Here is an 11,223-nt window from a genome sequence, read left to right on the forward strand (position 1 = left end):
TCCTCCCGGAGCGGACGGTGTCCCCCTCCCACCAGGGACCGCGCTCCCGCCACCGGCGCAGGACCCGCACCACCTCGTAGGACCGTCCCCGCCACCGGAACGTCTCCGGGTAGACGAGCGTGGCCACGTCGATCGCGTCTCCGTACCTGTGCGTCATAGGGAACAGATGTTCGCACAGGGCCAGGACGGTGTCCAGGCCTGGCCTCAAGTTGAGATAGAGGGTTTCGGAGGAAGGTCCGAACGACGAAGGTGCGCTATCGCGCCCGATCGAGGGTTGGACAGACCGGTCCTGAGCCTCGAGCGTTCGCAGACAACGGGAGCCACGGCGCACCTCACCGAAGGGAGCGGGTCGCGTGACCGCCCGACGTCCCCGCGAGCGCGTCCCATCCTGAGGCGTTTACCAGCGCGTTGCGATGGCCCCTCCCTCTGACCACTGGCTGGGCGTCAGCGACAGGCTGAAGCGTGCGCGACGTCCACGATCCCTGGCGCCCCGACACCTAGCGCGCGTCCTCCTACCCTGCCCGACACTGGAACGGACACCGAGGCTGAGCGACTCCCGTCGCACGCCGCTCGTCGCCTCCGAGAGGATCGACAGCGTCGGACCGGCCGCCGTATCCAGGGTCGTCGTCCGGCTCCCGGCCTGACGAGGGTCCCGTGGCGCGTAGCCGCCATCGGGCGTGGCGCTCCCACGGGACCCCCCTCCGTCACGGATGCCCGGACCATCGTCGAGCGCTCCTGACGACCTCCGACCAGGACCTGTCCCTCGGCCGGGCTGAGCCCGTCTCCCGTTCCGACGGGCCGTCGATGAGCAGGAGGTCGCACGACCCTTCGGCGCTCAGATCGAAAGCGTTGCCGCATCCGCGCGAACCCGGGTTGAGCGCCGCATGGCTGCACCGACCGCGGGTCTCCCACGTGTGTGGGCCCGCCCGACGACGCGCGATCTCGGGCCGGCTCAGGAAGCGTGACCGCAGGTAGAGCACCGAGGCGTGCCCGTCCTGCTCGATGAACGACGTGCGATCCCACCACCGATCCGGGGAGCTCGAGAGATGCGTGGACGGCCCGTCGAGCGGGCGGGATCGCAATGGCGCCCGTGGGGTAGAGCGCCCGAAGGAGACGCGCACCCATCCCGGTCGCGGTCGTCCGCCGGGCCCACCGTCAGCGGGGAGCCGGCTCCGATGGCGAGCCTCGCGACATACGGACCCCGTCCACGACCCCCGATGTTCATGGACGCTCGGGCCCGCGAGCGACGTCCTGCGAACGGGTCGGGCGCGGACGTGAACGACGATCTGCCGCGAGAGACACGAGCGCTCCACCGCACAACGGCGTCGCCGCCGCCGGCCGCGACGCGAGCCGTTCCGGCGATCGGACGGGGGGCCGGGCCCACAGGGTCGTCGCATCCGGAAGGACTCGAGGAACACAACTCAACCGGGGGGACGCCCGAGTGGCGGATGTCCTCACCTCGACCTTCCGTGCCACCAGGAAAGGTCGACCTGTCGGCATGAGGGGTGTCCCGTGTGGGCCCCAGGACGATCCCGGTGCGAACCGGACCCCGGAGCCGTGGGCTCCCGGCACCCGGACATCTGGAGGATGACCAAGGGTGCTGAGGTGGACGCGCCGCAACTCCTCAGAGGAACGTGCACGCGCAGACTGGACACGAGGAGAGCGCCTCCATACGACCTCTGACAGCCCAGATGACGTCGCCCGAGCCGTCGGCGCTGGGGGGCGGTGACCTCTACCTGTGCTCGAGGGTTGCTACCGCGGGGGCTCGGGGAGCTGCGCGAGCTGCACCCAGTAGTCGGCCAAGCCCCGGATGCCCTCCCTCATCCCGGCCATCCCGGCGGGCTTCGAGACGAACGAGTTCCCACCGAGCCGGTAGGTGGTCTCCACGTCCTCCTGGTTCTCAGACGACGTGAGGACCACCACCGGGATGGACCTGAGCTCAGGGTCGCTCTTCAGTTGCATGAGCACCTCGAACCCGCCGATACGCGGCATCTTGATGTCGAGCAGGATCAGGTGGGGACGCTCGCGGTCCGCGAAGCGACCCCGACGATGGATGTAGTCGAGCGCCTCCTCCCCGTCCTTCACGGCGTCGACCTCGAGATGCACGCCCTCCACGTCGTTCAGCGCGCGCACGGTCAGGAACAGATGGTCCTCGTTGTCCTCCGCCACGAGGATGCGTATCGCTTCGTTCAACATCGGCGACGTCATACGGCTGCTCCTGTTCTCACGATGTCGGCCGGGAGGGTGACGACCACGTGGGTGCCCCTCTCCGGGAAACCGAGCTCGATGGACCCCCCCACCTGTTCGACGATCTTCTTGCAGACGGCGAGCCCGATGCCCGTCCCCGAGGATGCGTCGCTCGTCGTCCCCTCGAGGCGCTCGAACACGCCGAACACCTTCTCGTGGTACGCGGGTGGGATCCCTTGGCCGTCGTCCGCCACGACGACCGCGAACCGCTCCTCCGCGATCTCATGCCAGACCCTCACCGACACGTCGGGGCGGCCCGCGTGGATGACGGCGTTGCCTATCAGGTTGGTGAACAGCTGACGAGCGCGCAGAGGGTTCATCCTCAGCGCAGGGAGATCGCCGGCCTCGAAGCGCGCTTCGCGGTGAGCCGGCCGCAGCTCGTCGAACACCTCGGAGACCAGTTGGCCGAGGTCGACCTCCTCTACGTCGGTCTGCACCCGCCCGATCCTCGACAGCTCGAGCAGGTCGAGGATGAGCCGGTTCATGTAGACCGCGCTGGCCGCGATGCGGTCGAGGTAGTGGGTCCCCCGCTCCCCGAGCGCCTCGCGGTGCTCCATCCGCAGCAGGTCGAGGTAGCCGAGGACGGATATGAGCGGGCTCTTCAGGTCGTGGGACACGCTGTAGACGAAGTTCTCCAGCTCGGCGCTCGCCTGCTGGACCTCCTCGCGCGCCCTTCGCTCGGCCACGAAGAGCTGCGCCCTCTCGAGCGCGACATCGGAGAAGGCGCCGATGCCCTGCACGAGCTCGAGCTCCTCCTGCCCGAAGAAGGGGGTGTAGGGGCTGGCCTGGATCGCGAGTACGCCGGAGCGCATCGCGAGGGAGAGGACGCCCGAATCTCCCTCGACGAGCGCGCCGGGCTCGCTCGACCTGCGTACCGCGGCCAGCAGGGCGTGTCCCTCCTCCCGGCTCAACCCGATGACGGCTAGCGGTTCGTGGTCGTGATCGCCCAGGACCGCCCCCCGGGCCCCGACTATCCCGACGACGTGGGGTAGGAGCGCCTCGGCGACCTCCTCGGCGGTCGTTACCCCCATGAGCTCGAGCGTCGCGCTCCGGAAGCGCGCTTCCTCCGGACGCCGCCACATCGAACGCAGGACGCGCGGCATCGCGAACCCGAGGTAGAAGACGACGGCCGACGCGACGGACGCCGCCTGTATGAGCAGCCTGAGCGGGGTGGGGTCGAGCGACGGAGAGGCGGCGCCAGATATCAGCAGGACGAGGGAGACGAGGATGGCCCCGAAGGCGAGCAGGCGCATGCGTCTGCGGGCGACCGTGGGCTGCCCGCGGCCTGCCCTGATGAGCCTCACGGCCGAGAGGACGCTCACGGTGACCCAGAAGGTGAGGAACGCCGAGACGAATGCCACGTACCACGACGGCCGTTCCTCTCCCTGGGCCGGGATCCAAGGCAGCAGGAAGGTCCAGGTCGCGAGCCCCCCGGCGAGCGCCAGGACGAGCCTCTCCCAGACGCGCGAGAAGGATCCGAAGGCGGACGTGAAGCGGTAGAGGAGGTAGGGGAAGAGCGTGAGCACGGCGATCTGCAGCTTCCGCAGGAACTGCTCAGGCCCGGACGTGCTCCCCTGGGGCAGGATCCAGGACACGGAGACCACGAACGCAAGTGACGCGAAGGAGGCGGCGATCCAGGCCGCCTGCTCCGAGCGGCGCCGCACCCACTGCACGAACGCGAGCAGCGCGAGGGTCACGTACGCGACGTTGGTCAGGACCCTCAGCGCCTCGGAGGCGGTTCGCATCTCCTGATTGTGCGCGTGGTCCGGGGTCGGCGTCGACGATCGACGCGATACCTTCGTTCGCCATGAGGTTCGGCATGAACGTCCCCCCGGGCTCCCACCCGCGCGCCCTCGTGGAGGCGGCCCGGTCGCGGGGGTGCGAGACGGTCCAGATCTTCTCGTCGAACCCGCGCGCCTGGGCCCTGCCCCGGACCGGGCCCGACCGCGACGCCCAGGTGCGAGAGCTGCTCGAGGAGGCCGACATCCATCCCCTCCTGCTGCACACCCCTTACCTGGTGAACATCGGCGCCCCCGACCCGGACACCTATGCGAGGTCGGTCGCGACGATCGTGCACGCCGCCGATCGGGCCCGCCGCCTCGATGCGTACGTGGTCGTCCACGCAGGCCGGACCGTGGGCACCGACCGGACCCCCGCCCTGCGCCGGGCCGCGGCAGCCGTGTTGACCGCCTTGAAGCTGTGTCCGGACACGAAGATCCTCGTCGAACCCACTTCCGGGGGCCGGGGGTCCGTGGCCTCCACGATCGCCGAGACCGCCGAGCTCCTCGCCTGCGTCGACGACGACCGGGTCGGGCTATGCCTGGACACCTGCCACCTGCACGTAGCCGGGCACGACCTGTCCCGGCCGCGGTCCGTGCGTGCCACGTTGGACGAGGCGCACGCCGCGTTCGGTCTGAGCCGCGTCGTGGCGATCCACGCCAACGACGCGAAGGACCCGGCGGGAAGCTGCCGCGACCGCCACGAGTCGCTGGGTAGAGGGACGATCGGCGCGGCCGGTTTCAGAGCCTTCCTGTCGGACCCGAGGCTCGGACACGCCGCGGTCGTGTGCGAGACCCCGGGCGACATCGAGGAGGACCGAGCGAACGTCGAACGCGCCCGGACCTACGCTCGAGGCACCCGGCGTGTTGACGCCCCGATCGCTTGAACGTACTGTTGCCGCACGATGACGCAGCACCGCTGGTTCTTCGGCTCCTATGCCCCCCGCGGGGGCCCGGCCGACGTGCCAGCGGCGTGAACGGATAGACACGCAGAGCACGAACCCCGGGCCCACGGCCCGGGGTCTTTCGTTTGTCAGGGGCGAGCGATGGGTGGAAGAGGTGACATAGAGATGGTCGTGGTGATGGACGTGAAGGCCGCCGAGGCCGATATCGAGCGGGTCGTCCGCGAGGTCGAGGCGGTCGGGGGGCAGGCTTTCGTGTCGCACGGCAAGATGCGCACGGTTATAGGGCTGGTCGGCGACACCGCCCGTTTCATGGAGCTGCCGCTCGCCACCCTCCCCCACGTCGACCAGGTGATCCGGGTCGGGCGGCCCTACAAGCTGGTCGCACGTGAGCTGCACACGGACGCGACGGTCGTCACCGTCCGGGGGGTCCCGATAGGCGAAGGGACGTTCACGATCATCGCGGGTCCGTGCGCCATCGAGACGGAGGAGCAGTCGATGGAGGCGGCCCGCATGGCCAAGGCCATGGGTGCGCAGGTCCTGCGTGGGGACGCCTACAAGCACCGCACCTCGCCGTACTCGTTCCAGGGGCTCGCCAAGCGCGGGCTCGAGATCCTGAAGGCCATGGCGGACGAGCTCGGGATGCCCAGCGTCACCGAGGTCCTCGAACCGGCGGACGTGGAGCTCGTCGCCGAGCACACCGACATCCTGCGGGTGGGGACGCGCAACATGATGAACTTCCCGCTCCTTCGGGAGTGTGGACGGTCCGGTCGTGCGGTGATGATCAAGCGAGGCATGGCGGCCACCATCGAGGAGTGGCTCATGGCCGCCGAGTACGTCGCCCGGGAGGGGAACTCCGACATCATCCTGTGCGAGCGCGGCATCCGGACGTACGAGTCCAGCTACCGCAACACGCTGGACGTGTCCGCCGTCCCGACCGTCAAGGCGCTGACCCACCTCCCGGTGATCGTCGACCCGTCCCACTCCGGTGGTCGTCGGGAGCTCGTGATCCCGCTCGCGCGCGCCGGGGTCGCGGCGGGAGCGGACGCGGTGATGATCGACGTCCACCCCAACCCGCGGGCGGCCCTCTGCGACGGCCCGCAGGCTCTCACCTCGGAGGACCTCGAGGGGCTCGGCGCTCAGCTGAACGCGATCGCGGCCGCCGTGGGGAAGCGGCCGGCGTCGGCGGCCACCGCCTGACCGGTCAGACCCAGCGCAGGGCCCACCCGTCCCCGGCGCGGACCGCGACCGCGTTGCCGACCACCGGGAGCAGACCGCGCGAGGTCCTCTCCCACCGGGCGGCCACGACTCCGACCCGGTCCGACCCGCGGCCGACGGCGTCGAGGACCAGGCAGCCGTCGACGACGGCCAACCTCCTCGCCCACACGCGCACCGGCCAGTCGAACCCGAGTCGGACGACCACCCCCGCCCCCGCCGAGACCGGCCAGCCCTCGCACGACGGGTCCTCGCCGGGCTCGACCACCCAGCTGGAGATCTTCGTCCGGGGGCCGAGCCGACGACCGAAGGCCTCGAGGCACCCATGCACGCACGGCTGGACCAGCGATGCCACCACCGCCTCCACGCGTGGACGCGCGAAGTCGCGGAAATCGTCGTCGCCGACCCATCGGTCCTCGGCCGCGGCGAGGACCTCGACGCAGAGCATGTCCTTCAACGCTGCGGGGAGGCTGCGAAGGAGCCACCATTCCAGTTCGAGCTCCAGGGCCTCGCGCAGGTAACCGAGCATCCTCTCGCGGGCCTGCGCCGGCATCTGCTGCTCGTATCGGCGGAGCTTCTCCTCCATGTCCCTGCGCGTCATGGGGTCGAGGCTCCTGCGCGCCCATCCAGCCAGCTCGTCCAGGACCCGTTCCAGACCGAGCGCGGTCCAGGGCCACGCCCGCGCGACCTCGCCGCAGTAGGACGGGAGCGCGCCCAGGGAGCCGAGCGTCGCCTCGGCCTCCATGTCGTGATCCTCCACGCGGATCGCGCCCTGCACCCAGGTGAGCCGGTGCGTGCGGTCCCCGCACGACACCTCCGCGGTCCGGGGCGGGAGGTCGGGTAGATCCTCGATGAGGGCGCTCAACCCGTCTCCGCCCAGCGGCCGTCCGACCGCGATACCGCGAACCTCAGCGGGACCGCGACGACCCGCCCGCGATCGCGCGTCCAGCTGTAGCCGTCCACGAGCACCTCGCTCGCGTCGGCCGAGGCCGAGACCACGTCGGCGACGAACACGCCGTCCACGCAGCCGAGCTCCCACGCGCCCACCCGGGCGAGCCAGGCGAGCGGCACGCAGACGGTGACCGTCTCGTCGGCCACCTCGACGCGGGGGCGGTCGGACGGCCCCACGAAGCGGACGGCGATCGACATCCGGGAGCCGAGTCCCCGGCCCGCGTGGTCGAGGCTCGTCCGGACCGCCTCGCTCACCGCCTGGCGCACCATCGCCTCGGCCGTCTCCTCGCCGCCGCCGAGACGCTGCGCGGCCCACAGCGTGTCTCCGTGCCTGTCGATCACCTCCAACGCCAGCATCCGGCGCATGACGGCGGGCAGGTCGGACAGCACACGCAGGTGGGCGGCCTGCGACCGCTCTGCCTTCACGGAGGAGACGAACCGGGGGCCGAGCGAGAGCTTGAACGTCTCGAGCGAACGCTGCAGCAGCGCCTCCGCGGTCGGACCCCAACCGGGCGAGCCGACCTCGATCAGGTCCCAGACGGTCAGCCCCGAGGCGAGCGAGGCTCCCCCGTCGGAGATCGCGTCCATCGCCCATCCCCACGCGTCGGCCAGCAAGAGACATCGCGGACGCTCGGCTCCCAGGCCGGCCAGGGCGCGTTCCGCCTCGACGTCGTGGTCGTGCAGGGTCAGTCGCCCCCCTTCCCACGTCGCCACGTGAAGGACCCCTCCGCACGCGAAGCGCAGCACGAGCGCGGGGACCCCCGCGTGCCACGGGGGCCGCGGGTTCACGCCTCCTCCCATCTGAGCCTCCACCCCCGACTCCCGCGCTCGAGCCTGGCCGCCACCGTCATCGGCTCGAGCCCATCGGGGCCCGGCTCCCACCGGACGGCCACCGCCTCCTCCGCTCGGCCATCGCGGGCCGGTCGGGCGTCGAGCACGACGTGGTCGTCGACGATGGCCAGGCCTCGGTCCCCCACACGGGCCGGCCAGGACCGGTATACGAAGGGACAGAGCACCGCCACGTCGCCGGTGGCCAGGCCGGTCGCCTCGATCGCGCCGATGGAGACGATCGCGCTCGCCGCCGCCGTGTGGCGGCGCCCCAGCTGGGCGCGCAGGGCCTCGGACAGCGCGTCGTCGATGCGCGCCCGCAGCCCGGGATCCCATCGGTCGACGACCACCCGCGCGCCGGCCATCCCCTGGGAGAGCGTGAGCGCGAGCAGGGCGCGCAGGGGGCCGGGCAGGGCATCCATCATCACCCGGCGGTCGATGCGCGACCTCAGATCCGCCTCCACGGACGGACCCGAGCGTCCCGAACGCGCCATGCGCGCGGACACGGCGTAGGAGACCCCGCCCGGAACGACCTGCGTCCAGATCGCTGGGGCGAGGGAGGGCCGGAGCCCCGCCACCTCCGCATCGGACCAGCTCCCGCCCCAGCCGGCCGCGATCCGCATGCAGACGGGAGGCTCCCCTCCCACCGCCTGCAGGATCCGTTCGGCCTCCCCGTCGGGGTGGTCGGCCGCGAGGACCGTCCCGTCCTGCCACACCATCCGGTGCCGCTCCCCTGAGCAGGGAACGGTCACGACGATGTCAGGCCACATCCTCGATCCGGACGACCTTGGCCCATGGCGGGGTCTCGTAGGACGAGAGCCCCCGGCCCGCGCGTATCAGACCCACGACGACCTTCGTCCCTCTCGGGCCGTGCTGGGGCCACGGGGTGTAGCCGTCCGTGAGCACGACCACGATCTGCGGCTGCGGACGGAGAGCCACGGCGGCGTCGATGCCGCGCCCCATATCCGTCCCGCCGCCGCCGGCCAGCTGCACCTGCCGGGCGGAGGAGATCCTCTGTACCCGGTGCACGTCGGCGTCGCAGGACATCACCCGCAGCCGGTTGGCGCCGATGCCGACGCGCCGCAGGAGCCCTTCGACCTCCGCGAGCGCCCGGGCGAGCTGCCCCTCCGACATCGACCCGGACGTGTCCACGACGACGGCCACCTCGGGGACGGGCTTGCGCATGGACGGCAGCAGGACGTCGCTCATGACGCTCTGGCGCCTGGACGGCCGGGCGTAGGAGTAGTCCACGCACCCGGACACGCTGGCCACTCCCCGGCGCAGCTCGGTGGCCAGCACCTTGCGCCAGTCGACCTGCGGGCGCATCAGCTCCCGGGCCCACCGCAGCAGCCCGACGGGCACCGTGCCCGGCTGCAGCCCCTCCTGCCGCATGCAGTCGCTCGCGACCTGGCAGCGGATGAGCTGGCCCGTGTTGGCGCCGATGCCCGAGCTGTCCGCGGCCAGCTCGTGCTCCCGGGGCTGGTGGTCGGCGCCCGACCCGCAGTCGCAGTGGGACAGGTCCTCACCCGAGTCGCGCTTGCGCCGGACGAGCTGGAAGTACTCCTCGGCCATCCGCCCTTCCTCGGCTCCGAACCGCTCGGGCAGGACGACCTCCCCCGGTATCTGGAGGTCGGCTCCCTTGAGGTCGTCGTTCAGCTCCGCGTCGGCGGCCAGGGCCCAGTCGTCGGCCGACGACCGGTCGACACCCATCGACGCGGCTCGCCCGGAGTGGTCGCGCAGCAGGTGCCCGACGTGGTGCACGAGCAGGGAGCCGATCTGCTCGACGGGCAGCTCGTCGACGAGCGTCGGGTCGATGTACAGCCGCCAACGCTCGTCCACGGCCACCCCTCCCAGCTGGGGGACGCCGACGATCGAGCAGGCGAACAAGCCGGTGGCCAGGTACGGGAACCGGTGGGCGGCCCACAGCCGGGACGCGGCGAGCTTGTGATGGTCGAGGGAGCTCATTCCATCAGCCCGGCATCGCGCAGCAGCGGCGCGAAGACCTTGATCTCAGGCGGGGCGACCGCGCCGTCGGGTCGGCACTGGGCGAGGATGCGTGCTGCCACGGCGGCCACGTCGGGGGTCCGCTCGGCCGCTATCGTCAGCACCTTCCACCCGGCGTACCACCGGTCCGGGGTGGAGTTGGCGGCGACAGCGGCGGCGACCGAGGAGAGCACCGCGTACACCCGGTCCCCCCGTTCCGGCGCGACGAACGACCCGGGGTCGGCCAGCACCTCCTCCGGGTCGGGGAGGTCCATCTCCTGGGTCCAGGTGAGGAACTCGATGCCGGCCCCGTCCCCGATGCAGCCGCGCACGAGGGCCGACCTCACGTCCTCGTCGGCCCCGGCCAGGTCGCACGCCGTCCAGAGCACGGCGGTCATCTCCCAGGTCCGCGGACTGGGCCATCCCCGGCCCTGTCCGGAGGCGTCCTGCGGGACGGCGAGCGTGAGCGACGGACGGACGGATGCGAACGCCGAGACCAGTCCCCGGGCGAGCGGCAGCGAGGCCTCCCAACCCGGGGGCAGGACCGGGACCGGCGCGGGCGCCCAGCCTCCGGCGATCCCCGCGGCGAAGGCCTGGGGGTCGACGGTCCAGTCGAGGTGGCAGAAGCGGTTGGCGAGAGGCGGTGAGAGGTCCCAGCCGTCGGCCGACTGCTCGGGCGGGTTCGCCGCGGCCACGATCACGACGCCTTCCGGCAGCTCGAGATCGCCGACGACCCTCTCCAGCACGACCCGCAGCAGGGCCGCCTGCACGGCCGGCGGGGCGGTAGAGATCTCGTCCAGGAAGAGGATCCCCTGCTCGGCGGAGAGGAGGTTCCGCGCCCAACGGGGCGGGGCCATCAGGACCCCCCCGTCGGCGACGACCGGCAGACCGGCGAAGTCGGACGGCTCCCGGATCGCCGCGATCACCGTCTCGCACGGGAGCCCGATGGACCGCGCCATATCCCTGATGGCCGAGGTCTTGCCGGTCCCCGGGGCCCCCCATAGCAGGACCGGGACGCGCGCGGCGACGGCTACCCCGAGCGCCTGCATGGTGGTGGACCGTCCGGACACTCGCTCACCCCCTGGACCGATCGTACCCGGGGCGTGGACCGAACGAGGGTTCGCCTTGGCCCGGTTTCGGCGCGGCGGATCGGGGTAGCGTAGGAACCCGTGCGGCCCATCCTCCCGATCGTGCTCCTGGTCATCCTCGTGTCCGGCTGCGGCCGGGGCGGCGACGGATCCGCCGACTCCGTGGTCAACGTCTCCCGCACCACCGGGGCGGACGGGGCCGCGGCGACCCCGCGACCGGTGATCCTGCAC

At 71.6% G+C, this 11,223-nt stretch carries 9 protein-coding genes; 2 read left to right on the forward strand and 7 right to left on the reverse strand.

Translation table 11 applies throughout. The features are described 5' to 3' along the window. Nucleotides 1-1,752: 1,752 nt before the first annotated feature. Nucleotides 1,753-2,208, reverse strand: a complete 456-nt coding sequence (locus VM840_06995) for a response regulator (protein HVL81318.1) — start codon at nucleotides 2,206-2,208, stop codon at nucleotides 1,753-1,755. Further along, nucleotides 2,205-3,992 carry an ATP-binding protein gene (locus VM840_07000; GenBank protein ID HVL81319.1) on the reverse strand — a complete coding sequence of 596 codons (1,788 nt, stop codon included), beginning with the start codon at nucleotides 3,990-3,992 and terminating at the stop codon, nucleotides 2,205-2,207. Before VM840_07000 ends, VM840_06995 begins: the two co-directional genes overlap by 4 nt. Before the next feature lie 62 nt (nucleotides 3,993-4,054). Here VM840_07000 and VM840_07005 point away from each other — a divergent pair, with 62 nt between their 5' ends. Then, nucleotides 4,055-4,912, forward strand: coding sequence for a deoxyribonuclease IV (locus VM840_07005; protein ID HVL81320.1), 858 nt, complete (start codon nucleotides 4,055-4,057; stop codon nucleotides 4,910-4,912). Between the two features lie 183 nt (nucleotides 4,913-5,095). Beyond that, nucleotides 5,096-6,127: a 3-deoxy-7-phosphoheptulonate synthase gene (gene aroF, locus VM840_07010; GenBank protein ID HVL81321.1), complete on the forward strand. Its 1,032-nt coding sequence runs from the start codon at nucleotides 5,096-5,098 to the stop codon at nucleotides 6,125-6,127. 4 nt (nucleotides 6,128-6,131) lie between these two features. On the opposite strand, the gene VM840_07015 is transcribed toward aroF, so the two are convergent. Genes VM840_07015 through VM840_07035 form a run of 5 tightly spaced genes read right to left on the reverse strand, consistent with a single transcriptional unit; the run spans nucleotide 6,132 to nucleotide 10,974 of the window. Then, nucleotides 6,132-7,007 (reverse strand): hypothetical protein, encoded by an 876-nt coding sequence (locus VM840_07015; protein ID HVL81322.1) that lies wholly within the window; start codon nucleotides 7,005-7,007, stop codon nucleotides 6,132-6,134. Then, nucleotides 7,004-7,894 (reverse strand): hypothetical protein, encoded by an 891-nt coding sequence (locus tag VM840_07020; protein HVL81323.1) that lies wholly within the window; start codon nucleotides 7,892-7,894, stop codon nucleotides 7,004-7,006. Before VM840_07020 ends, VM840_07015 begins: the two co-directional genes overlap by 4 nt. Further along, complete coding sequence (locus VM840_07025; GenBank protein ID HVL81324.1) at nucleotides 7,879-8,691, reverse strand: hypothetical protein; 813 nt, start codon at nucleotides 8,689-8,691, stop codon at nucleotides 7,879-7,881. Before VM840_07025 ends, VM840_07020 begins: the two co-directional genes overlap by 16 nt. Continuing rightward, the gene (locus tag VM840_07030) at nucleotides 8,681-9,886 is read right to left on the reverse strand and encodes a VWA-like domain-containing protein (protein HVL81325.1); all 1,206 of its coding nucleotides are present in this window, start codon (nucleotides 9,884-9,886) and stop codon (nucleotides 8,681-8,683) included. Before VM840_07030 ends, VM840_07025 begins: the two co-directional genes overlap by 11 nt. Next, nucleotides 9,883-10,974 (reverse strand): MoxR family ATPase, encoded by a 1,092-nt coding sequence (locus tag VM840_07035; GenBank protein HVL81326.1) that lies wholly within the window; start codon nucleotides 10,972-10,974, stop codon nucleotides 9,883-9,885. The genes VM840_07030 and VM840_07035 overlap by 4 nt, the downstream gene beginning before the upstream one ends. Nucleotides 10,975-11,223 lie beyond the last annotated feature (249 nt).

This window comes from Actinomycetota bacterium, from assembly GCA_035540895.1.
Taxonomy (GTDB): Bacteria; Actinomycetota; JAICYB01; order JAICYB01; family JAICYB01; genus DATLFR01.

Coding starts and splice junctions, on each gene's coding strand:
- VM840_07000 (HVL81319.1), bottom strand. CDS start 3,992: ATGCGAACCGCCTCCGAGGCGCTGAGGGTCCTGACCAACGTCGCGTAC.
- VM840_07030 (HVL81325.1), bottom strand. CDS start 9,886: ATGAGCTCCCTCGACCATCACAAGCTCGCCGCGTCCCGGCTGTGGGCC.
- aroF (HVL81321.1), top strand. CDS start 5,096: ATGGTCGTGGTGATGGACGTGAAGGCCGCCGAGGCCGATATCGAGCGG.
- VM840_06995 (HVL81318.1), bottom strand. CDS start 2,208: ATGACGTCGCCGATGTTGAACGAAGCGATACGCATCCTCGTGGCGGAG.
- VM840_07020 (HVL81323.1), bottom strand. CDS start 7,894: ATGGGAGGAGGCGTGAACCCGCGGCCCCCGTGGCACGCGGGGGTCCCC.
- VM840_07005 (HVL81320.1), top strand. CDS start 4,055: ATGAGGTTCGGCATGAACGTCCCCCCGGGCTCCCACCCGCGCGCCCTC.
- VM840_07025 (HVL81324.1), bottom strand. CDS start 8,691: ATGTGGCCTGACATCGTCGTGACCGTTCCCTGCTCAGGGGAGCGGCAC.